The 25,274-nt window shown below is 72.4% G+C and carries 18 protein-coding genes and 1 pseudogene; 10 read left to right on the top strand and 9 right to left on the bottom strand.

The window, feature by feature from the left end; genetic code table 11:
* Window positions 1-144 precede the first annotated feature (144 nt).
* A complete protein-coding gene (locus ACFV4G_RS00580) occupies window positions 145-2,499 on the top strand; it encodes a transglycosylase domain-containing protein (protein ID WP_380435203.1) in 2,355 nt (784 codons plus the stop codon).
* Window positions 2,500-2,750: 251 nt separating this feature from the next.
* Entirely contained in the window at window positions 2,751-3,854 is a 1,104-nt protein-coding gene (locus ACFV4G_RS00575; protein WP_380435202.1) for a DMT family transporter, read from the top strand.
* Here the strand turns inward: ACFV4G_RS00575 and lepB are convergent.
* Both lepB and ACFV4G_RS00565 read right to left on the bottom strand, forming a co-directional pair.
* Window positions 3,817-4,593, bottom strand: coding sequence for a signal peptidase I (gene lepB, locus ACFV4G_RS00570; protein ID WP_380435201.1), 777 nt, complete (start codon window positions 4,591-4,593; stop codon window positions 3,817-3,819). The genes ACFV4G_RS00575 and lepB overlap by 38 nt on opposite strands.
* Before the next feature lie 232 nt (window positions 4,594-4,825).
* Entirely contained in the window at window positions 4,826-5,161 is a 336-nt protein-coding gene (locus tag ACFV4G_RS00565) for a chorismate mutase (RefSeq protein ID WP_380435200.1), read from the bottom strand.
* A gap of 287 nt (window positions 5,162-5,448) precedes the next feature.
* On the opposite strand from ACFV4G_RS00565, the gene ACFV4G_RS00560 reads away from it, so the two are divergent.
* Both ACFV4G_RS00560 and ACFV4G_RS00555 read left to right on the top strand, forming a co-directional pair.
* Window positions 5,449-5,874 (top strand): OsmC family protein, encoded by a 426-nt coding sequence (locus ACFV4G_RS00560; protein ID WP_380435199.1) that lies wholly within the window; start codon window positions 5,449-5,451, stop codon window positions 5,872-5,874.
* A gap of 395 nt (window positions 5,875-6,269) precedes the next feature.
* Entirely contained in the window at window positions 6,270-8,225 is a 1,956-nt protein-coding gene (locus tag ACFV4G_RS00555; RefSeq protein WP_380435198.1) for a putative bifunctional diguanylate cyclase/phosphodiesterase, read from the top strand.
* A 567-nt stretch (window positions 8,226-8,792) separates the two neighbouring features.
* Here the strand turns inward: ACFV4G_RS00555 and ACFV4G_RS00550 are convergent.
* The gene (locus ACFV4G_RS00550; protein ID WP_380435197.1) at window positions 8,793-9,881 is read right to left on the bottom strand and encodes an LLM class flavin-dependent oxidoreductase; all 1,089 of its coding nucleotides are present in this window, start codon (window positions 9,879-9,881) and stop codon (window positions 8,793-8,795) included.
* A gap of 638 nt (window positions 9,882-10,519) precedes the next feature.
* Between ACFV4G_RS00550 and ACFV4G_RS00545 the strand changes: the two genes are divergently transcribed.
* Window positions 10,520-11,107, top strand: coding sequence for a DedA family protein (locus tag ACFV4G_RS00545; protein ID WP_380435299.1), 588 nt, complete (start codon window positions 10,520-10,522; stop codon window positions 11,105-11,107).
* Between the two features lie 260 nt (window positions 11,108-11,367).
* Window positions 11,368-12,645: a hypothetical protein gene (locus ACFV4G_RS00540; protein ID WP_380435196.1), complete on the top strand. Its 1,278-nt coding sequence runs from the start codon at window positions 11,368-11,370 to the stop codon at window positions 12,643-12,645.
* A 70-nt stretch (window positions 12,646-12,715) separates the two neighbouring features.
* Here the strand turns inward: ACFV4G_RS00540 and ACFV4G_RS00535 are convergent, their stop codons facing one another.
* The 6 genes from ACFV4G_RS00535 to ACFV4G_RS00510 form a co-directional block, all read right to left on the bottom strand.
* Window positions 12,716-13,612 (bottom strand): alpha/beta fold hydrolase, encoded by an 897-nt coding sequence (locus ACFV4G_RS00535; RefSeq protein WP_380435195.1) that lies wholly within the window; start codon window positions 13,610-13,612, stop codon window positions 12,716-12,718.
* Complete coding sequence (locus ACFV4G_RS00530) at window positions 13,609-14,736, bottom strand: branched-chain amino acid ABC transporter permease (protein WP_380435298.1); 1,128 nt, start codon at window positions 14,734-14,736, stop codon at window positions 13,609-13,611. Before ACFV4G_RS00530 ends, ACFV4G_RS00535 begins: the two co-directional genes overlap by 4 nt.
* Window positions 14,737-14,945: 209 nt before the next feature.
* On the bottom strand, window positions 14,946-15,812 hold the full coding sequence (locus tag ACFV4G_RS00525; protein WP_380435194.1) for a branched-chain amino acid ABC transporter permease: 867 nt from the start codon (window positions 15,810-15,812) through the stop codon (window positions 14,946-14,948).
* On the bottom strand, window positions 15,812-16,600 hold the full coding sequence (locus ACFV4G_RS00520) for an ABC transporter ATP-binding protein (protein ID WP_380435193.1): 789 nt from the start codon (window positions 16,598-16,600) through the stop codon (window positions 15,812-15,814). The genes ACFV4G_RS00525 and ACFV4G_RS00520 overlap by 1 nt, the downstream gene beginning before the upstream one ends.
* A gap of 38 nt (window positions 16,601-16,638) precedes the next feature.
* Window positions 16,639-17,427: an ABC transporter ATP-binding protein gene (locus ACFV4G_RS00515; RefSeq protein WP_380435192.1), complete on the bottom strand. Its 789-nt coding sequence runs from the start codon at window positions 17,425-17,427 to the stop codon at window positions 16,639-16,641.
* Between the two features lie 4 nt (window positions 17,428-17,431).
* Complete coding sequence (locus ACFV4G_RS00510; protein WP_380435191.1) at window positions 17,432-18,694, bottom strand: substrate-binding domain-containing protein; 1,263 nt, start codon at window positions 18,692-18,694, stop codon at window positions 17,432-17,434.
* Window positions 18,695-19,010: 316 nt separating this feature from the next.
* On the opposite strand from ACFV4G_RS00510, the gene ACFV4G_RS00505 reads away from it, so the two are divergent.
* The 4 genes and pseudogenes from ACFV4G_RS00505 to ACFV4G_RS00490 all read left to right on the top strand — a co-directional run bounded on the left by ACFV4G_RS00505 (window position 19,011) and on the right by ACFV4G_RS00490 (window position 25,236).
* Window positions 19,011-19,805, top strand: coding sequence for a CoA transferase subunit A (locus ACFV4G_RS00505; protein ID WP_380435190.1), 795 nt, complete (start codon window positions 19,011-19,013; stop codon window positions 19,803-19,805).
* Window positions 19,806-19,926: 121 nt separating this feature from the next.
* Window positions 19,927-20,544 (top strand): annotated as a pseudogene (locus ACFV4G_RS00500) (3-oxoacid CoA-transferase subunit B); the annotation flags it as partial.
* A 472-nt stretch (window positions 20,545-21,016) separates the two neighbouring features.
* Window positions 21,017-23,164 carry a glycosyltransferase family 2 protein gene (locus tag ACFV4G_RS00495; protein ID WP_380435189.1) on the top strand — a complete coding sequence of 716 codons (2,148 nt, stop codon included), beginning with the start codon at window positions 21,017-21,019 and terminating at the stop codon, window positions 23,162-23,164.
* A gap of 212 nt (window positions 23,165-23,376) precedes the next feature.
* Window positions 23,377-25,236: a galactose oxidase-like domain-containing protein gene (locus ACFV4G_RS00490; RefSeq protein WP_380435297.1), complete on the top strand. Its 1,860-nt coding sequence runs from the start codon at window positions 23,377-23,379 to the stop codon at window positions 25,234-25,236.
* Window positions 25,237-25,274 lie beyond the last annotated feature (38 nt).

Genomic DNA, 25,274 nt, shown 5'->3' with positions numbered 1-25,274 from the left:
GGTCTCGATTGCCGCTCCGGAGGAGCCGATCGACCCATCCCGTTCGTCCTGGGCGGTAAACCGGAATCGGGACAAAGGTCCCCCGACCACCGTTGTCCCCGTCTGTGCAGGCTGGCCCGGTCCGCCCGCAGGAAAGGCCGCGCCTTGTCCAGAGATCCCCAGGGCGGCAAGAAGCGCCGCCCCAAGCGCACCGGCTGGCGCCGGCTGATACCGACCTGGCGGATGACGCTGCTCGGACTCGCCGCCTCGATCCTCCTCGGTGTCGGCCTCTTCGCGCTCGGCATCGCGCTCGTGAAGGTCCCGGACGCGCACGCCGCGGCCACCGCCCAGAGCAACACCTGGCTCTACGCGGACGGCTCGGTGATCACCCGCACCGGCGAGCGCAACCGGCAGAACGTCGGCCTGGACAAGGTCTCCCCCGCCGCCCAGCACGCCGCGCTGGCCGCCGAGGACCGCAACTTCTACCACGAGGGCGCGATCAACGTGCAGGGCCTGGCCCGCGCCGCGATCAACACCGCCAAGGGCGAGGGCACCCAGGGCGGCTCCACGATCACCCAGCAGTACGTGAAGAACACGTACCTGAACCAGAAGCAGTCCGTCACCCGCAAGGTGAAGGAGCTCTTCATCGCCATCAAGGTGGACGCCACCGAGAGCAAGGACGAGATCCTCTCCGGCTACCTGAACACCTCCTACTACGGCCGCGGCGCCTACGGCATCCAGGCCGCCGCGCAGGCGTACTTCGGCATCGACGCCTCCGCGCTCAACGCCGCCCAGGGCGCCTACCTGGCCACCCTGCTCAACGCGCCCAGCGCCTACGACGTGGCCAACACGACCCCGTTGGGCAAGCAGAACGCGGTCAACCGCTGGAACTACGTCATGGACGGCATGGTCAAGGAGGGCTGGCTGTCCGCCGACGAGCGGGCCAAGACCCCGTTCCCGGACGTCAAGGACCCGCAGCCCAACCCCGGCCTGTCCGGCCAGTCCGGCTACCTGGTCGACGCGGCCACCCAGTACCTCACCTCCAGCGGGATCATCAGCGACAACGAGCTGGCCAAGGGCGGCTACACGATCAAGCTGAGCATCGACCCGACCCGCCAGCAGGCCCTGCAGGACGCCGTCCAGGCGCAGCTGCACGACACCCTGAACCCGGACAAGCGCAAGAAGGACGCGGCCGCCCAGGCCGGCGCCGCCTCGGTGGACCCGAAGACCGGTGCGGTCGTCGCCCTGTACGGCGGCGTCGACTACATCAAGCACTACGTCGACAACGCGACCCGGCGCGACTACCAGGCCGGCTCGACCTTCAAGGCGATCGCCCTCGCCGCCGCGTTCGAGAACAACGCCAAGACCCAGGACGGCCGGACCGTCACCCCGCGCACCGTCTACGACGGCACCAGCGGCCGCAAGGTCCGCGGCGGCAAGGGCACCCCGTACGCGCCGCCGAACGAGGGCGACGTCAGCTACGGCCAGATCTCGCTCCAGCAGGCCATCGACAAGTCGGTGAACTCGGTGTTCGCCCAGCTCGCCCAGGACACCGGGCTGCAGAAGGTCAAGGACACCGCGGTCGCGCTGGGCCTGCCCGGCAGCACCCCGGGCCTCGACCCGGTGCCGTCCATCCCGCTGGGCGCGGCCACCCCGAGCGTGCTCGACATGGCCGGCGTGTACGCCACGCTCGACAACGGCGGCAAGCAGATCACGCCGTGGCTCGTGCAGTCGGTGGACCGCGAGGGCGAGGCCGTCCAGCTGCCCGCACACAAGACCACCCAGGCGATCAGCGCGGACACCGCGAACCAGGTCACGTCGATGCTCCAGGGCGTCGTGAGCGACCCGGGCGGCACCGGTTTCCGGGCGAAGGCGCTGGGCCGGCCGGCGGCCGGCAAGACCGGCACCACGGACGACCAGAAGTCGGTGTGGTTCGTCGGCTACACCCCCGAGCTCGTCACCTCGGTCGCGCTGTTCGGCCAGGACCCGGGCACCGGGGCGCAGGTGAGCCTGAGCGGCGTCGGCGGCATCGACGGCGCGGCCGGCGGCCAGTACCCGGCGCAGATCTGGACCAGCTACATGAAGGCCGCGCTCAAGGGCCAGCCCGTGGGCGACTTCCCGGACCCGTCGGACGGCGGCGACTCCGGCGCGACCGACGCGCCGACCTCCCCTGCCACGCCGTCCGGCACCCCGTCGACGGGCAGCGCCACCGGCAACCCGAACGGCGGCGCGAGCAGCCAGCCGAGCAGCGGCTCGAACGGCTCGCAGAACGGCGGGTCGAACGGGTCCCAGAACGGCGGAGCGAACGGCTCCGACGGCTCGAACTCCGGCGGGAACACCGTGCCGACCGCGCCGCCCACGACGCAGCCGACCACGAACCCCACGTCGCCGCCGACGACCAGGCCCACCACCCGGCCGACGCCGACCACGCAGCCGACGACCGGCCCGACGACGACGCCCACCACCCAGCCGACGGGCGGGACGAACAACGGCGGCACGGGGGCCGGGCCGGGGAACTGATCCCGGCCCGTCCGATCCGGCGGCCCGTCCGATCCGGCGGCTCCTGCGCCCCGGGGTCTCATCCGACCCCGGGGCGTTGCCGTGCGCCTTCACGTCCCCTTGCTTCCCGTTGCTTCCCCTTACTGCCCCGTGCTCCCTCTTACTCCCTGCGGGCGAGCGGTGTGAATACTCCGCTGCGTACAGTTGCCCGCAGGACCAAATGGCGGAATGGCGCCTTACACCATCGGCGGTATGACTGTCACAATGCGTCGGTGCACCAGACAACGGCCCCGTCCGCCCGCCCCTCCGGACGAACCCTCGGCCTCGGCCTCGCGCTGATCTCCGCCTGCGCCTTCGGCGGCTCCGGCACGGCCGCGAAGCCGCTGATCGAGGCCGGGCTCTCCCCGCTCCACGTGGTCTGGCTGCGGGTCACCGGTGCCGCCGTGGTCCTCCTGCCGATCGCCTACCGCCACCGCGACGCCGTGCTCCGCCGCCCCGGCCTGCTGATCGGCTTCGCCCTGCTCGCCGTCGCCGGCGTCCAGGCCTGCTACTTCGCGGCGATCTCCCGCATCCCGGTCGGCGTGGCCCTGCTCATCCAGTACCTCGGCCCGCCGCTGCTCATCGGCTACGTCAAGTTCGTCCAGCGCAAGCCCGTCAGCCGGGGCGCGGCGTTCGGCGCCGCAGTCGCCGTGACCGGCCTCGCCTGCGTGGTGGAGGTCTGGAACGGCCTGAGCTTCGACGCCCTCGGCGTCCTGTTCGCGCTCGGTGCCGCCTGCTGCCAGGTCGGCTACTTCGTGCTGGCCGACGCCGGCCGCCGGGGCGAGCGACCGGTCGACCCGATGGCCGTCAGCGCGTTCGGCCTGCTGATCGGCGCGGTCGTGCTCACCGTGGCGACCCGGCCCTGGGAGGCCGACTGGAGCCCGCTCGGCGGGGACGTCGTGATGAACGGGCACTCGCTGCCCGCGTTCCTCCCGGCCGCCTGGATGGTGCTGGTGGCGACCGTCCTCGCCTACTTGACCGGCGTGGTCTCCGTCGGGCACCTCTCGCCGCCGGTCGCCGGAGTGGTGGCCAACCTGGAGGCCGTCGTCGCCACCGTGCTGGCCTGGATCCTGCTCGGCGAGCACCTCGGGCTGCCGCAGCTCGCGGGCGGCCTGCTGGTGCTCGCCGGGGCGTTCGCGGCCCAGGCGAGCAAGCCGGCGGAGGCCGCGGGGACCGCGCGGGCGGCGGAGTCCGTCGCGGTGGACGCCGTCGCGGTCGAGCCCGTCGCGGGGGCGGTGGCGGCGGCGGCCGAGGCCGTCGCGGTGGACGCCGGGGAGCCGACCACCGCCGAGAGCGGGGTCAGCGGCCGACCCAGCCGAACCAGTCGAAGTGGTTGAGCGGCCACACGACGGCCGACACCGGCCCCACCACGTTGCCCACCGGCACCGCGCCGCCACCCGGGCCGCTGCGGTGGTAGCGGGAGTCCGCCGAGTCGCTGCGGTGGTCGCCCTCCACCCAGATGTGCCCGGCCGGCACCGTCACCGGCCCGAAGTCCAGGCCGGCGCAGGAGTCGTCCCCCGGGTGGAGGTACGGCTCGTCGACCTTCTTCCCGTTCACTGTGAGCGTGGTGCCGGTGCACTGCACGGTCTGACCACCGGTCGCGATCACCCGCTTGACCAGGTAGTTGTCGTCCTTCGGCGGCACCAGCCCGACGAAGCTCAGCGCCGAGGTGAGCGCGTTGGTGAACGGGTTGCCGTCGACCGGCTGCGGCGGGAGCCAGTCGCCCGGGTCCTTGAAGACCACCGGCTGCCCCTGCTCCGGCTCCCAGCCGGTCAGCGGCGCCAGCTTGTTCACGCCGACCCGGTCGCCGATCCGCAGCGTGTTCTCCATCGAGCCGGACGGGATGGTGAACACCTGGAGCAGACAGGTCTTGATCAGCAGCGCGAGCGTCAGGCCGACCGCGATCATCGCCGGGATCTCGATCCACCACGGCCGCGGCTTGCGCCGCGTCCGCCGGGCCTTGCGGGCGCGTCCGCCACGGGCCCGGCGGCGGGCCTCGGCGCGACCGCCGGGGGCGGCGGAACTCTCGGCACGGCCCTCGGCCTCGCTCGGCGTTTCGGGCAGGTTCACCGCCATCGTCGCTGCTCCACCTCTCCGGCTGCGGAAACCTGCACGCTACGCCAACCGTGGAGCCTCACGAAATCCGGACTTTAGCCGCGCCCGACACCCCCGGCACCCCTGACACCGGGCCCCCGGGACGCTGATTCACCGCCGCGGAGCCCGCCGGTACCGGTTGAAAACAGTCGGAACCGGTCGACATCGGTCAGTGCCGGACCTTCTCGGGCCCGCGGCCCTCGTGCGCGGAGCCTCAGGCGCGGGCGATCGCCTCGTGGTGGCGGATGACCTCGGCGATGATGAAGTTCAGGAACTTCTCAGCGAAGACCGGGTCCAGCTTGGCCCCGGCGGCCAGCTCGCGCAGCCGCTTGATCTGGTCCCGCTCCCGCGCCGGATCGGCCGGCGGCAGCTTGTGCTCGGCCTTGAGCCGGCCGACCCGCTGGGTCGCCTTGAACCGCTCGGCCAGCATGTGGACCACCGCGGCGTCGATGTTGTCGATGCTCTCGCGCAGGCTGGTCAGCTCGGCGCGCACGGCGTCGTCCACCCCCGCGGGCAGAGCGGCGTCGGAGGTCGTGGGGTGGTCCGTCATCGCGGCGGCTCCCGGAAAGGCTGGTGGTGGAAACCCGGCCGTACGGCGGCCGAGCTCGGGCCCGCGCCAATCTAACAGGGCTCCCGGCCCCGGTCCCCTCCGTTGCACCCGACCGTCCACGATCCGGACGGCGCACGCACCGCCGCACCGCCGGGCACCCGAAGTACCCGGGGACGGACCGGGGCCCACCGTAGGCTGGTGCGTGCATGACCGGAAGTGACGCACCAGCAATTCCTCAGCTGCTCCTCAGCAGTTCCGCAGCAATGTCAGCAATGGAGGTACCGATCGTGGCTACGACCCGCACCGCCCGCACCGCCTGGGAGGGCAACCTGCTCCAGGGCAAGGGGCAGGTGACCTTCGCCTCGTCCGGCATCGGTGAGTACCCCGTCTCCTGGGCGGCCCGTGCCGAGGAGCCCAACGGCAAGACCAGTCCGGAGGAGCTGATCGGCGCCGCGCACTCCGCGTGCTTCTCGATGGCCCTCTCGCACGCCCTGGCCGGCGCCGGCACCCCGCCCGCCAAGCTGGACACCCAGGCCGACGTGACCTTCCAGCCCGGCGCCGGCATCACCGGCATCCACCTGACCGTGGTCGGCGACGTCCCGGGCCTGGACGAGGCCGGCTTCGTGAAGGCCGCCGAGGACGCCAAGGCGAACTGCCCGGTCAGCCAGGCCCTCACCGGCACCACCATCACCCTGACGGCCACGCTGGCCTGACGTTCCGGCGGACGCCCCGCCGGCCGAGGCCCCACCCCGCTTCGCGCTCCCGGCGCGCAACCGGTGTCATGGGGCGCGGGTTCGGCGCACGCGCCCCTGGCGCACATCATGTGATGTGTACCGGGGGCGTCTGCATGTACCGCCACGGTTGACCCCAAAGCGGGCGAATCACCCTGGCGGCGGTCACCGCGCGTTGCCGACGCGTCCTATGATCGGCCGCAGCGCCCTGTTCTTCACGCGGGTGTCCACGCGGTCTCCCCCACGCGGCAGTTCCCCGCCGGGCGTCCCGCGCCGGACCGACCCCGAGGACCGCGACAGAGTGCGGAGCCGGCCGCCGCAGTCCCGGGTGACCGGTCGGACCAGCATCAGGCGTCAGCAGCGGACGGGAGCATGCCGTGCCGGGCCAGAACGAGGGGGCCGACGCACACCACCCGGGGGTGGCCCTGGAGGACGGGCCCACCAACCGGGACGGAGCCCGGGACAGCACCCCCGAGGTGGCCCCGGACGCGGCACCCGAAGTGCTCCTCTGCCCCACCTGCTCGGCGCCACTGACCAACGGCGCCCACCGGGCGGACGACGGGACCGACCGGATGCTCACCGCACTGCGGGCCAGCGAGTCCCGCTTCCGGGCCGCCTTCTGCGACGCCGTCATCGGCATGGCCCTGATCGACCCCGACGACCGGATCATCGAGGTCAACCCCGCCTTCGCGGCCCTGCTCGGCCGCGGCGTCGGCGAACTCGTCCGCACCCACCTGCACGAGATCCTCGACCCGGAGGGCATGCCGCACCGGCTCTTCCCCGCCCTCGTCCACGGCGGACGCGAACGGTTCCGGGTCGAGAAGCAGCTCAGGCACCGCGAAGGCCGCACGGTCTGGAGCAAGGTGACCGTCTCCCTCATCCGGGACAGCGCCGGGCACCCCCTCTACACCCTCGCCCTCGTCGAGGACATCACCGAACAGCGCCGGCTCGGCGACCGCCTCGAATACCAGGCCCTCCACGACCCGCTGACCCGGCTCCCCAACCGGACCTACTTCTTCGAACGCCTCGACGCCGCCTGCCTCACCGGCGACCCCCGCCCCGCGGACGGGCGCCGCGTCGGCGTCTGCTACCTCGACCTCGACGGCTTCGCCGCGATCAACGAGACCCTCGGCCACCACATCGGCGACCAGCTCCTGATCGCCGTCGCCACCCGGCTGCGCGGCGGCTTCCCCGGGCACAGCGCCCACCTGGTCGCCCGGATGGGCGGCGACGAGTTCGCCGTCCTCGTCACCGACAGCGCGGGCAGCGAACAGCTCACCGACCTGGCCGCCCGCATCCTCGAAGCCCTGGAACTCCCCTTCGACATCGCCGGCCACCGCCTGGTGATCACCGCCAGCGTCGGCGTCGTCGAACGCCCCGTGCACGGGACCACCCCGACCGACCTGGTCAAGGACGCCGACGCCACCCTCTACTGGTCCAAGGCCGACGGCCGCGCCCGCTGGACCCTCTACGACTCCGACCGCGGCGCCCATCAGCTCACCCGCCAGCTCCTCGCCACCGCACTGCGCCCGGCCCTCGAACGCGGCGAGTTCACCATCGAGTACCAGCCGCTGGTCGGCCTCGCCGACGGCGCGGTGCACGGCGCCGAGGCCCTGGTCCGCTGGCGCCACCCCCGCTACGGGACGCTCTCGCCCGACCGCTTCATCCCGCTCGCCGAGGAGTCCGGCGCGATCGTGCCGCTCGGCAAGTGGGTGCTGGAGGAGTCCTGCCGCCAGGCCCGGCAGTGGCTCACCGAGTTCCCCGACACCGAGACCTTCGTCAGCGTCAACCTGGCCGCCCGGCAGATCTGGGACTCCGACGTCGTCGCCGACGTCGCCCGCGCCCTCGAACGCACCGGCCTGCCCGCCCGGCTGCTCCAGCTGGAGATCACCGAGAGCGCCCTGCTCGGCCCCGGCGGCCGCCCGCTCCAGGCCCTGCAGGCGCTCGCCGACATGGGCGTCCGGATCGCCATCGACGACTTCGGCACCGGCTACTCGAACCTCGCCTACCTCTCCCGCCTGCCGGTGCACGTGCTCAAGCTCGACGGCACCTTCATCGAGGGCTTCCGCGACCCGGCCCCGGCCGGCCGGCCCGACCACCCGGCCCCCGACAGCCGCCGCAGCGACGCCGACGAGCAGATCGTCGGAGCGATGGTCCAGCTGGCCCACACCCTGGGCCTGACCGTCACCGCCGAGGGCATCGAGAACGCCGCCCAGGCCGAACGCCTCCGCCTCACCGGCTGCGACACCGCCCAGGGCTGGTACTTCGCCCGCCCCGGCGACGCCGAACGCGTCGCCGCCATACTGCGCCGGTCCCGGCCCGCCCCCCGGTAAAGGGCCGGAGCGCGAGCGCCGCCCGTCGGACGGCTGCTGACTCGCGGCTGGCGGCTGGCGGCTGGCGGCTGGCGGACTGAGCGTCCGCAGGGCCGAGTACCGGGGATCCCCGCGACCCCGGCCACGACGACGGCCGGGCCGGGGGCGCTGGGGCGGCTGGCGATCAGGCGGCACCCCGGCCGCAGGGGCTCGCCACCTCGCTCTCGGCCGCCCGGTTGCCGGGCGGCTCGGTTGCTCGGCGGCTCGACGGCGGCTCGGGACGAGCCCGCGACGGTATCTGGCGGCCTGCACGACCGGAGGCCGGCAGCTGCGGGGAGTCCCCGGCCCGGCGCCCATGACCTGGCAAGGTCCGTCAGGACACGGCCGGTCGCTCGCTCGACGCTTCGCGATCGGCGTGCGAGGAGGCCCGGCCCTGAGGGCTCCAGCCCCGGCACCACCTCTGTGAGCAGGCCCGTTGCCCGCCGGTCCGGTCGCCACCGGAGTCCGCCACGGCCTGCCGGCCAGGGACCCGCCGACCCCGGCCACGACGATGGCCAGGGACAGGCGATCTGCGTCGTGCGGTCTGCCTCAGGCCGTGGCCGTCAGGCCGTAGGCCTCGGCGATCCGGCCGTAGGAGCGGAGGCGGGCCTCGTGGCCGTGGATGTGGGAGGTGATCATCAGCTCGTCGACGCCCGTTCGCTTGCGCAGGGCTTCGAGGCCGTCGGCGACCTCGCCCGGGGCGCCCAGGACCACGTTGGCCAGCCAGTTGTCGATGAAGTCCGCCTCGACCGGGCTGTACGGGTAGGACTCGGCCTCCTCCGGCGTGGGGATCGGGCCCGGGGTGCCGCGGCGCAGCCGGAGCATGCCGAGCGCCGCGGAGCGGGCGAGGCGGCGGGCGGAGTCCTCGTCGTCGGCGGCCACCGCGCTCACGCCGATGAGGGCGTAGGGCTCGGTGAGGACGGCGGAGGGGCGGAAGGAGTCCCGGTAGAGGTCGAGTGCCGGGAGGGTGTTGGCGCTGCTGAAGTGGTGCGCGAAGGCGAAGGGCAGGCCGAGGCGGCCGGCGAGCTGGGCGCTGAAGCCCGAGGAGCCGAGGAGCCAGATCGGCGGTCGGGCGTCGCCGTTGGGGATGGCCGTGAGCCGGGCGTACGGGTGGCCGGCCGGGAAGTCGCCGTCGAGGAAGTGGGTCAGTTCGGCGAGCTGCTGGGGGAAGTCGTCGGCGCCCTCGGCGAGGCCGCGGCGCAGTGCCCGGGCGGTGGCCTGGTCGGTGCCGGGGGCGCGACCGAGGCCGAGGTCGATCCGGCCGGGGTGCAGGGCCTCCAGCAGGCCGAACTGTTCGGCGATGGCGAGCGGGGCGTGGTTGGGGAGCATGACGCCGCCGGAGCCGAGCCGGAGCGTGGTGGTGTGGGCGCCCAGGTGGGCGAGCAGGACGGCCGGGGTGGAGCTGGCGACGCCGGGCATGCCGTGGTGCTCGGCGACCCAGAAGCGGTGGTAGCCCCAGCGCTCGGCGTTCCGGGCGAGTGCGGTGGTGGCCGCGAGCGCCTCGGCGGGGGTGTGGCCGACGCCGACGGTCGCGAGGTCGAGGATCGAGAGCGGGGCGGGTGCGGTGCCGCGGGCGGTGCCCCGGATCGCGGGGGCGGGCGGTTCGGTGCCGTGTGTCTGCTGGTCCTCGGTGGTCATGCCGCTCGCCTTTCCGGTCTCTTCTACTCCTGCCGATCGGGGGCAACCACCGTCCGGCGCCCGCTGTTCCCCGCCTTCGGGGTGTCCCGCGGCACATCTCCGGAGCCGCCGCTCGATCCGCGACCGGAGCCGCCGCCGACCGGACGTTCGGCTGACGCAGCGCCAGCGGGCGGACACGCGTGGCGACTTCACGCCAGAGCCGGAAGTCGCCAGCCGCAGGTCTCGCGATGGACCGCCGGAGTCCGGCAGGCTGGTGATCAGGAGCGGGGGCATCGATGGGAAGCCCCCCGTTCCCGTTGACAAGGTCGCCGGGCTGGACCAGTTCCGGACGATCCATGCGAGCCCCCGGAGTGGAAACCCCGCTCCGGGGGCTCGTTCCATTCCATGTGCGGCCCGCATCCGTCCGGCCGGGCGCAAATCCGGCAGCGGTTCCACGCCCGGCGGGAAGTGCGGCAGCATGGAATGTGGCGCGGATCACTCCGGCGGCTGGTGCCGCCGACCGCGACGGCTTCGTTCCCCGGCTGTGATCCCGCGCATACCCGGGGTGCTTCATGGCATGAAAGTCGAGGCGCTAGCGTTGACCCCAGCAGCCACCTGCTCCCCCGGGCGGCGTGGAGGGAGTACGGGCCTTGAACTTCGTGGCGGCGATCGGATCCTCGTGGATCTGCGCCCTGGCGCTCTGCGCCGTACTCGGCGACGCCCTCCTCCCCTTCATCCCCAGCGGCACGCTGGTGATCCTGGCCGTGCTCAAGACCGCGCAGATCGACGGCGCCCCGGTGCTGCTCGGCCTGGGCGTTGCGATTTCCTCGTTCCTCGGCGACCTCCTGCTGCTGCACCTCGCCCGACGCGGCGCCCCGCTGGTCCAGCGGCGGCTGGCGCGGCGCCCCAAGCTCGCGGCGAGCGTGTCCCGGGTGCAGCAGGCCCTGGTCGAACGGCCGCGCGGGGCCGCCGCCGCGATGGTGGTGGTCGCCCGGTTCGTGCCGGCGGGACGGACCGTCCTCGACCTGGCCATCGGGCACTCCCCCGACCACCCGCACCGCTTCCTGCACTGGTCGGCGCTGGCGGCGCTGGTGTGGGCCGCCTACATCGTGACGCTGGGCTGGCTGAACAGCCACTGGTTCGACACCGCCTGGCTCAGCCTGGCCGTCTCCTGCACGGCGGCGACCGTGGTGAGCACCGCGATAGCACGAATAGTGCGCCGCAACCGGCGACTCTCGGCACTCTGACGGAGCCCGCCCCCGCGGCGGTACGGTACTGCCCGAGCGAGTGGTCGGCCGCGAAGCGTCACAGGACCGCAACAGAACCGGGATCCCTGCAGCCCAGCCGGGCGCCATGGGCGTGTTGACCCACGTCGGGCCCGGACGACCCCTTTGATCGCCGTCCGGTCCGCATGACATGCTAACGGCGGAATACTCATCAATTGCCCGATTTGACCGGTAAGGCCCAGAGCCGCCCGCACCACCGGCCGTCGGCACCAGGGGAGACCATGACCAGCATCTCGCGCAGGACCGTGCTCAGTGCCACCGCAGCGACCGCGGCCCTCGGGGCGGTCGCGGCCTGTTCCAGCAACGGCTCCGGCTCGGGACCGGCCTCCTCCTCCGCCCCCTCGGGCACCCCCGCCCCCGCCCCGACCGGCACCACCGATCCGACCCAGGCCGTGGTGCCCAAGGGCACGCCGATCGGTGACGGCTCCAACGCGGACACCGGGCCCCAGCCGAACCAGCCCAAGCCCGAGAAGCTCAAGCCCGGCGAGCGTCCGCCGCAGTTCGTCGTCTTCTCCTGGGACGGCGCGGGCGGCACCGACGACGGCCAGTTCCCCCGGTTCCTCAAGCTGGCCGAGCAGTACAAGGCCACGATGACCTTCTTCCTCTCCGGCATATACGCCCTGCCGAAGGGCAAGTCCAGCCTCTACCACCCGCCGAAGCACGCGGTCGGGGCCTCCGACATCCCGTACCTGTCGGACGGCGCGGTCAAGAGCACGCTCAAGCTCGTCAGCCAGGCCTGGCTGGCCGGGCACGAGATCGGCACCCACTTCAACGGGCACTTCTGCTCCAGCCGCCCGGACAAGAACGGGGTCAACATGTGGACCTCGGACGACTGGCAGAGCGAGATCGACCAGGCGATCGGGTTCGTCACCCAGTGGCGGACCAACACCGGCTTCACCGACGTCGACCCGCTGCCCTTCGACTACAAGAAGGAGCTCATCGGCGGCCGGACCCCGTGCCTGGAGGGGCAGAAGGCGCTGCTGCCGACGGCGGCGAAGATGGGCTGGAAGTACGACGCGAGTTCGGCGGGCGGCCTCCAGATATGGCCGCAGAAGGTGCAGGACGGCAAGGTCTGGGACTTCCCGCTGCAGTCCATCCCCTTCCCGGGGCACACCTTCCAGGTCTTGTCGATGGACTACAACATCCTGGCCAACCAGTCCAGCGGCAGCACCAAGGGCGACCCGTCCAAGTACGGCGACTGGCGCAACCAGGCCCGGGACTCCTACCTGGCCGGCTTCGACCGCGCCTACAACAGCAACCGCGCGCCGTTCTTCATCGGCAACCACTTCGAGCAGTGGAACGGCGGCATCTACATGGACGCCGTCGAGGACGCGCTCAAGGCCATCGCCGGCAAGCCCGAGGTGCGGATGGTCTCCTTCAAGCAGCTCGTCGAGTGGCTGGAGGTGCAGGACCAGTCCACCCTGCGCAAGCTGCGCACGCTCAACGTCGGCCAGGCGCCCACCGGCGGTTGGGAGACCTTCCTGGGCGCGGCCGGCTGACGGCCGCACCCGGCGAGCGGCAAGCGACGGGAGGGGACAGGGGCGGGGACGGGGACGGGTTCGGCTGACGCTAGGCGTGCCCGCCGGACAGGCGGCTCGCGATGGCCCCGGCGCCGTCCGCCGACCAGAGAATCGAGTAGTGGTTGGTGTCCGGCACGGGCGAGGCCGGGACCCGTGCCCGGTCGAGCCCGGACCGCGCGACCCGCTCGGCGTCGTAGAGGCCCTGCGCTTCGTCGAGCAGGCCGCGTTCCGCCCACAGCAGTTCGGCCGGGCAGGGCAACCGGTGCACGGCTGCGGCCGCTTCGGTGTCCAGCAGCACCTGGGCACCGTCGGTCTGCACGGCCTCCAGCACACAGGAGGAGCGCAGCTCGGGCTCGCGGCCGACCAGGTCCCGCTGAGTGTAGGCGTCGATCCCGTCCGACCAGGCGGAGCCGACGGCCGGATGCCGCTGCCAGAAAGCCCGGTAGGCGTTCCGGTCCGGGAAGGTCATCGAGAGGCGCGCCAGCGCTGGGCCGAGCACGGCGGCGAGGGCGTCCTCCTCTCGGACGCCGTCGGGCAGCGGGAAGGTCAGCGCTCCGTCCACGAGCAGCACCCGGCCGACGAGTCGGGGGTGCCGCACCGCCGCCAGGGCGGTCACCCACGCCCCCATGGAATGCCCGACGACGGTGGCCGGCCCGAGTCCGAGCGCGTTGATCAGTGCGGCCACGTCGTCTGCGTGGCGGGCCAGGCCGTACGGCCCGGCGAGCGCGCGGCTGCCGCCGCGGCCCCGCAGGTCGGGGGCGAGCAGAGTGACCTTCCCGGCCAGTTGGCGGGCGACCTCGTACCACGCGAGGCCGTTGGCGGTGATGCCGTGCACCGCCACGACGGTGGGCGCCCGCGGGTCCGCGGCGGGCCAGCGCAGGACGGACAGCGCGCCGCCGGGCACCGGGACGGCCAACTCCTCGGGGTGCAGGGACGACTGGCTCACGTGGGACCACCTCCGGTGGGACGGGCAGGACGGACGCCACCCGGCGGGCACGTCGCGCGGGCGGATCGGGCGGCGCGGATACGGGCGGGCAGCCTGGCCAGACCGCCGGGCAGCAGGTAGACCACGGCGACGAACAACGCACCGAGCAGGAACAGCGGTTGGGAGAGCGGGGCGCGCAGGACAGCGGGGAGGTCCGCGACCGTCCCCGAGTTGGCGAGGTCGCCGAGCCGGTGACCGGCCCAGGTGTAGAGCACGCCGCCGAGCAGCGGACCCCAGCGGGTGCCGGATCCGCCGAGGACCACCATGACCAGCAGCGCGAGGGTGGCGTCCGAGGTGGCGGCCTGCGGAGTGGCGCCGCCGGTCAGCAGCAGGTAGACGACCCCGCCCGCTCCGGCGAGTCCGCCGGCCAGCACGAAGGCGACCAACTTGTAGCCGTAGGGCCGCAGTCCGAGCACCTCGACCCGGCGCTCGTTCTCCCTGATGCCCTCCCAGACCCTGCCGGTCGGCGAGTTGACGGCACGGTGGACGACGCCGAGGGTCAGCGCCAGGTAGGCGACGGCTATCCAGTACAGGTTGGCGGTGTTCTCGATCCCGAGCAGGCCGGCGGGCAGGTGGTCGGCCGGCGCGGACCGGCCCTCCTCACCACCCGTGATGCCACCGGGGTTGCGCTGGACGAGGATCGAGCCGGCCTGGGCGAAGGCGAGGGTGACCATGGAGAACCCGATGCCGGAGACGCGGAGGCTGACCGAGCCGAGGAGGAGGGCCAGCGCGACGGTGCAGGCCACGCCGAACACCGCGGCGGCGGCGAACGGCAGGTCCAGCTCCAGCATCCCGAGGTCGGTGGCGTACAGGCCGGTGGCGAAGTAGAGGGCGTGGCCGAAGGAGAGCAGTCCGGTCCGGCCGAGCAGGAGGTCGTACCCGGTGGCGAGCGCCCCGTAGAGCAGGCACAGGGCGATGAGTTGGAGACTTCCCGGGCTGCCGAGCGGGCCGTCGAGCAGTCCCGGGACGGGAAGCACACTGTATGGGGCGACAAGGAGCGAGATCAGCAGAGCGATCGGCCACCAGCGTAGCGCTCTGTACACCGGTGTCGAGCGATTAGTGACTGAATCACCTGTTCGAGGGATACCGCGCGGCTCGTTCCTGTGATCGGATGTGGTCACGGCAGGGCCGGTGTCAGTCCCCCCTGCCACAGTGTCGGTGTCGGCGGAGCTGGTGTCAGTCCCCTCTGCTGACATGGTGGTCCCGGCAGGGCTGGTGTCAGTCCCCCCTGCCAGGGTGGCGGCGGTTCGGTCGGCCGTCATGCCACCGGTGCTCGTGATCGGTGTTTCGGCGCTCACGCGAGCCTCCCGGTGAGTCCACGGGGTCGGACGAGAAGCAGGACGGCGAGCAGGACGACGACGGAGAGGTCGCCGAGCCCCGCCCCGGTGTAGTAGTTGGCGAACTGCTGGACGAGACCGACGCCGGCCGAGGCGACGGCGGCGCCGGTGACCGAGCCCAGGCCGCCCATCACGACGACGACGAACGCGAAGACGAGCAGGCCGGTCCCCTGGCCGGGGGTGACCGAACCGAAGTAGAGGCCGCCGAGGGCCCCGCCGAGCGCGGCGGCGGCCCCGCCGATGGCGAAGACGAGGGTGAAGGCCCGACGGACGTCGATGCCGAGCGCCGTGACCATCGCCCGGTCCTCGACGCCGGCCCGGACGATCAGCCCGTAGCGGGTGCGGGCGAGGAACAACCGAAGAGTGAGCAACAGCACCGCGGCGGCGGCCACGAGCACGAAGCGGTTGACCGGGACGGTCGCGCCGAGCACGTGCCAGGTGCCGGCGAGGGCGGCGGGCTGGGGGAAGGGGCGGGCGTCCGCGCCCCACACCCCCATCAGCAGGGCGGGAACGGCGAGCCCGACCCCGACGGTGGCGAGGATCTGGTCGCGCGGCCGGCTGTAGAGCGGCCGGATCAGGGAGAGCTCCAGCAGGACGGCCGTGGCCGTCCCGACGAGGGTGCCGAAGGGCACGGCGAGCCAGAAGGAGAGACCGGCCTCGGTGCCGGCCCACCAGGTGGCATAGGCGCCGATCGAGAGCAGGGCGCCGTGCGCGAAGTTGAGCACGTCCATCAAACCGAAGATCAGCGACAGACCGGAGGCGATCAGGAAGTACAGCGCACCGAGACCGAGTCCAGTGCAGGAGAGGAGAACGATGGTGTCCATCAGGGCTTCACCTCCGTGGTGACGGCGGAGACGCTCGGAGCTCCCAAGGGCGGGGCCGCCGCCGGCGCGGCAGCCGCGGGCATGGCCGCCGAGGCCGTGGCCGCCGCGACCGACCGGCGGGTGCCGACGCCGAGCAGGCGACGGGCGGCCTCCTCGTCGGCCACCAGCGCGACGGTGTCGCCCTGGTGGGCGGTACGGCCGTCGGCCAGGACGACGCAGGTACCGGCGAGCCGGCGCACGAGGGCGAGGTTCTGCTCGACCAGGAGGACGGGCACGGCCTCGGCCGCGCGGGCCAGCACGTCGGCCACCTCGGCGACGACCTTCGGGGCCAGGCCCTTGGTCGGCTCGTCGGCGATGATCAGCCGGTTGCGGTTGAGCAGCGTCCGGGCGATCGCCACCATCTGCTGCTGGCCGCCGGAGAGGGTGCCCGCCAACTGTGCGGACCGCTTCCTCAGTTCGGGGAAGAGTTCGTGGACGAGGGCGTAGTCCGGTTCGCCGCCGGGAGCGCCGCGCTCGGCGAGACGGAGGTTCTCGGCGATCGTCAGGCCGGCGAAGATCCCCCGGTCCTCGGGGGCGTAGCCGATGCCGTGGCGAACCACCAGATGAGTCGGAAGAGAGGAGATCTCCGTATCGGCGAAGAGGATGCTGCCCGTTCGGGGCACCAGGCCCATGACGGCCCTGACGGTGGTGGTCTTGCCCGCGCCGTTGCGGCCGAGGAGCGCGGTGACCCCGGCCGGGGCGACGTCCAGGTCGACGCCGTGCAGGATGTGCAGCCCGTTGACGACCACGCGCAGATCGCGAACGGAGAGGAGAGGAGGAAAGTCGGTCACAACGCCTCGCCCAGGTAGGCCTGTTGGACGGTGGGATCGGCCATCACGGCCTCCGGGGTGCCCAGGGCGAGCAGAGTGCCGTGGTGCATCACCGCGAGGCGGTCGGCGAGGCCGAGCAGGACGTCCATGTGGTGCTCGACCATCAGGACAGTCCGGCCGAGGTCCCGGTGCACCGAGCGGATCAGGGCGGTGAGGGCGGGCACCTCCTCGGCGCTCACCCCGGCCATCGGCTCGTCCAGCAGGATGAGCCGGGGGTCGGAGACCAGCAGGACGGCCAGTTCGAGCTTGCGCTTCTCGCCGTGGGAGAGCGTGCTCGCCACGGTGTCGGCCCGGTGGGCGAGTTCGGTGCGGCGGAGGGTCTCGGCCACCTGGTCGGCGAAGCGGTCGGCGCGGCGCCAGAGCCGGTACGAGGCGCCCGGCCCGGCGGACGCCTGGGCGGCGAGACGGACGTGGTCTGCGACGGTCGTGCCCGGCCAGAGGGAGGAGGTCTGGAAGGTCCGGCCGAGTCCGCGGCGGGCGCGGGCGTGGACGGGCTCGGCGGTGATGTCGGCGCCGTCGAGGCGAAGGCGGCCGCGGGCCGCCGGGTAGATGCCGGTGATCAGGTTGAACAGGGAGGTCTTGCCGGCCCCGTTGGGGCCGATGAAGGCGATGAACTCGCCTTCGGCTACGGAGAAGGAGACGTCCTCGACGATCGGGACGCCGCGGACGGACCAGCCGAGTCCGTCCAGACTCAGAACGGAGGTGGTCACGGGCGGGGAGGGAGTGGGCAGAGTCGGAGCGGGCATCGGATCAGCCCGCCATCGGGGCGACCGGGGGCACGACCTCGTCCGCGGTGAGGGCCTTCGCCACGGAGGGCCTGGCATCGGCGCCGGTGCCGGTCAGCCGGACCTGGAACATCGGCTGGAGCAGGGCGTGGTCCTCGGCGCGGACGGTGGTCCGGCCCTTGACCCCGTCGAAGCTCCAGCCCTCCAGGGCCTTCACCAGGGCCGAAGTGTCCTCGGCGGAGCCGTGGACGGCCTCGACGGCGTGCACGATCATCTGCGCGGCGGTGAAGCCGTCGGGGGTGAAGATGTCGGTCTTGCCCCCGGCGGCGGTCACGGCGTCCGTCATGGCCTTCTCCACCGGGGTTCCGGCGGCGCCGGCGAAGTAGTGGTTCAGAAAGGAGATCCGTTCGCCGGCCGGACCGAACAGCGGGTAGGAGGCCGCCAGGTCGAGGCCGGTGACGACCTTGGTGCCGGAGAACACGTCCTGCTGGCTGAGCGCCGTCCACAGGGCCGACGCGGTGTCGCCGGCCCAGGCGACGAAGAGCAGATCGGGCCTGGCGTTCCTGGCCTGGGTGGCGAAGGGGGTGAGGTCGGTGGCGCTCGGCGGGGCGAGCACCTGCTCGACCGTCGCGCCCTGGGCGCCCAGTACGTCCTTGACGGCGGCCACGTTGGCCTGGCCGAAGGCGTTGTCCTGGGCGAGCACCGTCACCTTCCTGCCCTTGGCATCGCCGATGAACGAGGCGGCGGTGCGGATGTCCTGGTAGGACTGGCGGCCGGAGCGGAAGGTGTACCGGTTCAGGCCGGTGATCTTGTCGGCGGCGGCCGGGCCGCTGATGAAGAGCACCTTGTTCTGGGCGGCGATCGGGCCGACCTGGAGGGCGACGCCCGAGGCGGTGGAGCCCGCGAGGATCTTGTGCCCCTTGCCGATCAGGTCCTTGGCGGCGGACACCGCCTTGGCCGGGTCGCCCGCGTCGTCCTGCTCCTCGACCTCGATCCGGTGTCCGTCGACCGCGCCGGTGCCCTTGGTCGCGTAGTCCAGACCCGCCTTGAAGCCCTCCACGTACTGCTTTCCGTAGGCGGCCAGCGGGCCGGTCCTGGAGTACACCAGGCCGACCTTGACCGGGCTCTTCACGCCGCCGCCGTCCGCCGCGCCCGTCCCGGCGGTGCCGGCCTTGGCGCAGCCCGCGGCGAGCAGGACGCAAGCCGCGAGCGCGGCGAGCCGCCGCCCCGGTCCGCCGGTCGGGGCCCGACGGGCCGCGGTCCTGGTGGGGGCTGTCGAGCTGCGCATGGTGACCGACTCCTGGGGGTGCGGCGGGTGGATGCCGGAACCGTAGGTGTGCGGTGAGACCGGCGACATGTGCCCGGACGACGCATCAGCCGGTCGTGGTGTGGCTGCGACCGCCATACCGTCGGGCCCCGGAGGCGGCGCGGGCGCCACGCACTTGCCACGGTGTGCCCTCCCGACACGGATCCGCAGCCGGCCATGGCGGCAGCAGCCATGGCCGCGACGGCGCGGGGCCGGACACCGTGGAAGGACCGGCGTTCCCTGCTCGCGACTCGTCCGCCCACAACTCCCCTCACGAGGTGCTCCTTTGGACAAGGTCATGGACTCCCCTGCCGACGCGGTCCGGGACATCCCCGACGGCGCCGTGCTGGCCGTCGGCGGCTTCGGCCTCTGCGGCATCCCCAGCACGCTGATCGGCGCCCTGGTGCACGCCGGGGCCACCGGGCTGCGCGTGGTCTCCAACAACTGCGGGGTGGACAACTGGGGGCTGGGCCTGCTGCTGCGGGCGGGCCGGATCGCCCGGATGACGTCCTCCTACGTCGGCGAGAACAAGGAGTTCGCCCGGCAGTACCTCTCGGGCGAACTGGAGGTGGAGCTGACGCCGCAGGGCACGCTGGCCGAGCGGCTGCGGGCCGGCGGGGCGGGCATCCCGGCGTTCTACACCCCGGCGGGCGTCGGCACCCAGGTCGAGGAGGGCGGGCTCCCCTTGCGGTACGCGGCGGACGGAACGGTGGCGCTCGCCTCGCCGGCCAAGGAGGTCCGGGAGTTCGGCGGCCGGCGCCACCTCCTGGAGGAGGCGATCACGGCCGACTTCGCGCTCGTCCGGGCCGAGGCGGCGGACCGGCACGGCAACTGCGTCTTCCACGCGGCCGCCCGCAACTTCAATCCGCTCTGCGCGGCGGCGGCCCGGATCACCGTGGTCGAGGCCGACCGGATCGTCGAACCGGGAGCGCTGGATCCGGACGCCGTGCACCTCCCCGGCGTGTACGTCGACCGGGTCGTGGCCGCGGACCCCACCGACCGGCGGATCGAGCGCCGCACGGTCCGCGCAACGCCAGCGACTCCCGGCACCCCCACCGCCCCGACCCCCACCGCCACACGAGAGCAGGCCTGAGCCGATGACCGCCGCGACACCGTTCGACCCCCGCAAGGCACTCGACCCCCGGAAGGCATCCAACCCCCGGAAGGCATCCAACCCCCGCAAGGCATCCAACCCCCGCAAGGCACCCGACCCCCGGAACGCCCTCGCCGCGCGCGCCGCGAGGGAGTTGCGCGACGGGGAGTACGTGAACCTGGGCATCGGCCTGCCCACCCTGATCCCCGACCATCTCCCGCCGGGCGTGGAGGTGGTGCTGCACTCGGAGAACGGCGTCCTGGGCGTGGGCCCGTACCCGGCCGACGGCGCCGAGCACGCCGACCTGATCAACGCGGGCAAGGAGACCGTGACCGTCGCGGCGGGCGCCTCGTACTTCGATTCGGCCGTCTCCTTCGGCATGGTCCGGGCCGGCCGGATCGACGTCTCGGTGCTCGGCGCGATGCAGGTGTCGGCGGCCGGCGACCTCGCCAACTGGATGATCCCCGGGAAGACGGTCAAGGGCATGGGCGGCGCGATGGACCTCGTGCACGGCGCCCGGCGGCTGATCGTCGTCATGGAACACACGGCCAGGGACGGCTCGCCGAAGATCGTCGAGGAGCTCACGCTCCCCGCCACCGGACGGCGGGTCGTGGACCGGATCGTCACCGACCTGGCGGTCGTGGACGTGACGCCGGCCGGGCTGCTCCTCGTGGAGACGGCACCCGGCAGAACCCTCGAAGAGGTGCGCGCAGCGACCGGAGCCCCATTGCTGACGTAGCGTCAAGTTACTTGTCGAGAAACGGAGATGGCGAAGAGAGGGCCTCGGCGCGAAGTCCGCTCTCCGCCCGCTCATTCGACCGGAGCGGGCCCCGATGCGCCGGACGCGTCCAATCCGCGCCAATATCACTTCGGCACTCCGGTTTGGCTTGGAACCGTAGTATCTTCACGCTTGCGCACTGATCATCTCTCAGATCGGTTGCGATCACCGCGACCCTCCGGGAGAGTTGAGCACGCCAAGGATCCCGCACACCCGGAGGGGAAACCGGGAAGTGGTCCGGGATCCCGCATTCGAAGCCGGTCGCGCAGTTACACGCCATGTAGTCACACAATAGAATTGATTGCTCACGGTTTATGTGACGAATAGCCCGGAAACTGCCCGACCCACCGCAGTTCACCGGGCAGTGTTCTGCCCCGGGCGGCTCCGAAGCGGCGGCGCAGCCAGTCGACGCACGACTCCGGGGGGAGCAACCATGACCTTGCCGTTCTCGCGGCGGAAAGACGCCGAGACGGCCGACGGCGGCGGCAGTACACGGATCGACGACGCCTTGGCCGACGTACCGGCCCCCGAAGCCCCGTACGACTACGCCCACTTCAGCCGACTCGCCGGGCCGGCCCTCGACCCCGGCGACGGGGTCTACCGGACCGACGCCTGGACCGACGCCTGGGCCGACAACTGGACCGACACCCGAATACACCCCGACGACGGCGCCCGCACCGACACCGGTACCGGCACCGACGCGGAAACGGAAGCCGAGCCCGGCACCGGATCCGCGCCCTACCGCGTCCAGTACCGCAGCCTGCTGCGCCGCGAGCCGCACCGGATCCGCGCCGCCCTGCTGCTGATGGCCGCCCCGCTCGTGGAAGCGGTGCTGCTGGTCTGGCTGTTACTGCCCGAACACTGGCCCGAGCGCCCCGGCGAGACGGACGCGTGGCTGCTCACCGCCGACAAGGTGATGATCGGGATCATCGCCGTCGTCGAGGTGTTCCGGCTGGTCAACGTGGTCTCCAACGCCCACGCCACCCTCGTCGCCCGCGATCCCGTCCCGGTCACGCCCGAGCGCGGCACCAGGGTCGCCTTCCTCACCACCTGCGTGCCGGGCAAGGAGCCCGCGGAGATGGTCCGGGCCACGCTCACCGCCGCGCTCGCCGTGCGGCACGAAGGCCCCTACGACGTCTGGCTGTTGGACGAGGGAAACGATCCTGCGATGCGCGCGCTCTGCGCCGAGCTGGGCGTCCGCCACTTCAGCCGCTTCGGCCGGCCGCACTGGAACCGGCCCGAGGGCAGGTTCCGCGCCAAGACCAAGCACGGCAACTACAACGCCTGGCTCCAGGCGCACGGCGACGACTACGACTTCTGGGTGTCGGTCGACACCGACCACGTCCCGCTGCCGGACTTCTGCGAGCGCATGCTCGGCTACTTCCGCGACCCCGACGTGGCATTCGTCGTCGGCCCCCAGGTGTACGGGAACTACCGCAGCTCGGGCTCGGCGGTCACCAAATTCTCCGAGAGCCAGCAGTACCTCTTCCACGCGCTGATTCAGCGCGCCGGAAACCGCTACGGGGCGCCGATGTTCGTCGGCACGAACAACGCCGTGCGAATCGGCGCGCTCCAGTCGATCGGCGGGTTGTACGACTCCATCACGGAGGACATGGCGACCGGTCTGGAGTTCCACCGGAGCCGCAACCCCCGGACCGGTGCCCGCTGGAAGTCCGTCTACACCCCGGACGTCCTGGCGGTCGGCGAGGGCCCGTCCTCCTGGACCGACTTCTTCTCCCAGCAACTGCGCTGGAGCCGCGGCACGTACGAGACCCTCCTCACCCAGTACTGGCGGGTGATGTGGAAGCTCTCCCCCGGGCGGCTGCTCAACTACTCGCTGATGGTCTGCTTCTACCCGATGGCCGCGCTGACCTGGCTCCTCGGGGCGGTCTCCAGTGTGCTCTACCTCGTCTTCGGGGCGTCCGGCGTCCACGTCTCCTCGGAGATCTGGATGATGCTCTACAGCGACGCCGCCGCGCTCCAGCTCCTGCTCTACACCTGGAACCGCAAGCACAACGTGAGCCCGCACGAGCCGGCCGGCTCCTCCGGGGTCGCGGGCATGGTGATGTCGGCGCTCTCCGGGCCGGTCTACGCGGCCGCCCTGGTGCAGGCCGCGCTGCGGCTGCGCAGCCGCTTCGTCGTCACACCGAAGGGCGGCTCGGCCAGCCCCGACCGGTTCTCCACGTTCCGGCTGCACCTGTTCTGGACGGTCGTGTTCGGGGCCGCGATCGTCGCGTCCTTCTTCACCGGCCACGACCACGCGGCCATGCGCACCTGGGCGTTCATCGCCCTCGTCCTGACGCTGCTGCCCCTGCTGGTGACCGCCGCGGACACCGTCCGGCGCCGGCGGGCCAGGCCCACGGCCACGCTCACCGTGACCGGGGGCGGCCCCTCGGCCACCGCCGTCCGGGTGGACCAGCCCACCGTCCAGCTGCGCCGGCCGGTCCTCCTCGACCCCGCCGCACTCGACCCCGCCGCACTCGACCGGGAGTCGCGGGACCACTCGGGCCTCGACCAGCCCACGCTGGAACTCCGGAGGCCGCCGCAGCCCCGGCAGGCCGAGCCCTCCTCCACCCGCTGAGCGAATGCCCGCCGAGCGGCTGCCCATCGGGCGTTCACCGCGATCACCCACCGAACAGCCACCCACCGAACAGCCACCCACCGAGCAGCCACTTGCCGAACAGCCACCCGTCGAACCGGCCCACGAGGGGACCGATCACCGTGAAGATCCACAACGCCGGACGGACCAGGCGCTTCGCCCTCGGCAGCACGGTCGCCCTGACCGTGGCCGGGATGAACGCGCCCGCCGTCCTCGGCTTCGCCTCCGACCAGTACCACCAGTACGTGATCAACCGCCCCGAGTACAAGGCGGAGTACGGCCACTGGCAGACCCTCACGCTGCCCGCCGAGTTCCGGGTCAACGCCGTCCACGCCACGCTCCTGCGCACCGGCAAGGTCCTGGTCGTGGCCGGCTCCGGCAACGACGAGAAGGCCTTCGGCGCGGGCACGTTCAAGAGCCTCCTCTGGGACCCGGCGAAGAACACCTACAAGCTCGTCCCGACCCCGGACGACATGTTCTGCGGCGGCCACACCTCGCTGCCCGACGGCCGGGTGCTGGTCGCCGGCGGCACCCAGCGGTACGAGAAGCTGGACGGCGCCGTGAAGAAGGCCGCGGGCACCATGCGCGTGCGCAACGAGAGCCCCGAACGCGCCCGGACGTTCCCCAAGGGCACCGTCTTCGTCGCCCCGAACGGCCGCGAGTACGCCTCCACCGCCGACGTGACCGTCCCGGCCGCGGTGAAGACCGGCTCGGGCACCGGAACCGTCGTGACGGCCAGCGAGCAGCACGTGTTCGTCGAGGCCGTCGGGGAGGGCAAGGACTACCTCACCGACGCCCGTGCGCAGTACCGGATCAAGGGCCTGAGCGGCGTGGACGCCCACAACCTGTACGGCATGAACGACAAGATGACTTTGGAGAAGCAGGAATACCAGGGCATCCGCGCGGCGTTCGAGTTCAACCCGGACACCGAACTGTACGAGCAGGTCACCGACATGACCCACGCCCGGTGGTACCCGACGCTCACCGGGCTCGGCGACGGCCGGGTGGTCACGGTGTCCGGCCTCGACGACACCGGACAGATCCTCAACGGCAACGACAACGAGGTCTACGACCCCAGGTCCAAGACCTGGGCCAAGGCCCCCGACCGCTACTTCCCCACCTACCCGTCGCTCTTCCTGACCACCTCCGGCAAGCTCTTCTACTCCGGTTCCAACGCCGGCTACGGCCCCGCCGACAAGGGCCGCGAGCCGGGCCTGTGGGACCTGACGAACAACGGCTTCCAGCCCGTCCCGGGCCTGCGCGACCCCGGCCTCACCGAGACCTCGTCCTCGGTGCTGCTGCCGCCCGCGCAGGCGCAGAAGGTGATGGTGCTCGGCGGCGGGGGCGTCGGCGAGTCGCCGCTGTCCAGCGCCCGCACGGACATCGCCGACCTCTCCGCGCCGAAGCCCGCCTTCACCCCCGGTCCCGACCTGCCCGCCGGAGGCACCCGGTACCTCAACAGCGTGATCCTGCCGGACGACACCGTCTTCACCACCGGCGGCTCCAGCGGCTACCGCGGCAAGAGCGGCAGCGACCTGCTCAAGGCGCAGGTCTACCACCCCGGCACCAACACCTTCACCAAGGCCGCCGAACCGACCGTCGGCCGCGACTACCACTCCGAGGCGCTGCTGCTCCCCGACGGCCGGGTCGCCGTGCTCGGCTCCAACCCGCTCTTCGCCGACGACGCCAACACCACGCCCGGCGGCTTCGAGCAGCGGATCGAGATCTACACCCCGCCGTACCTGTACCACGGCGACCGCCCGCAGGTCACCGCCGCGCCCGAGGGGGCCAGGCTCGGCAGCACCGTCACCGTCGGCGCGGCGCGCCCGGACGCCGTCACCACGGCCAAGCTGATCCGGCCGAGTTCGGTCACCCACGTGACGGACGTCGAACAGCGGTCGGTGGCCCTGGACATCACCGGCCGCACGGCGGACGGCGTCTCGCTCACGCTGCCGGGCAACCCCAACCTGCTGCCGCCCGGCTGGTACATGCTGTTCCTGACGGACTCCGCCGGTACCCCGTCCGTCGCGCGCTGGATCCAGGTGACGGGCTGACCCTCCTGGACCGCCGGGAGGCGGCCCGCGGACAGCTC

Source organism: Kitasatospora sp. NPDC059747, from assembly GCF_042732955.1.
In the GTDB taxonomy this organism is placed as follows: domain Bacteria; phylum Actinomycetota; class Actinomycetes; order Streptomycetales; family Streptomycetaceae; genus Kitasatospora.
The sequence above is the reverse complement of the archived record's forward strand: the minus strand, read 5'-3'. Positions and strand labels throughout refer to the sequence as shown.

Bases quoted from the DNA above. Each gene is read 5' to 3' on its own strand.
- lepB (WP_380435201.1), bottom strand. From the start codon at position 4,593: ATGGCGGTGAACCTGCCCGAAACGCCGAGCGAGGCCGAGGGCCGTGCC.
- ACFV4G_RS00565 (WP_380435200.1), bottom strand. From the start codon at position 5,161: ATGACGGACCACCCCACGACCTCCGACGCCGCTCTGCCCGCGGGGGTG.
- ACFV4G_RS00550 (WP_380435197.1), bottom strand. From the start codon at position 9,881: ATGACCACCGAGGACCAGCAGACACACGGCACCGAACCGCCCGCCCCC.
- ACFV4G_RS00540 (WP_380435196.1), top strand. From the start codon at position 11,368: ATGACCAGCATCTCGCGCAGGACCGTGCTCAGTGCCACCGCAGCGACC.
- ACFV4G_RS00525 (WP_380435194.1), bottom strand. From the start codon at position 15,812: ATGGACACCATCGTTCTCCTCTCCTGCACTGGACTCGGTCTCGGTGCG.
- ACFV4G_RS00515 (WP_380435192.1), bottom strand. From the start codon at position 17,427: ATGCCCGCTCCGACTCTGCCCACTCCCTCCCCGCCCGTGACCACCTCC.
- ACFV4G_RS00510 (WP_380435191.1), bottom strand. From the start codon at position 18,694: ATGCGCAGCTCGACAGCCCCCACCAGGACCGCGGCCCGTCGGGCCCCG.
- ACFV4G_RS00505 (WP_380435190.1), top strand. From the start codon at position 19,011: ATGGACTCCCCTGCCGACGCGGTCCGGGACATCCCCGACGGCGCCGTG.
- ACFV4G_RS00495 (WP_380435189.1), top strand. From the start codon at position 21,017: ATGACCTTGCCGTTCTCGCGGCGGAAAGACGCCGAGACGGCCGACGGC.
- ACFV4G_RS00490 (WP_380435297.1), top strand. From the start codon at position 23,377: ATGAACGCGCCCGCCGTCCTCGGCTTCGCCTCCGACCAGTACCACCAG.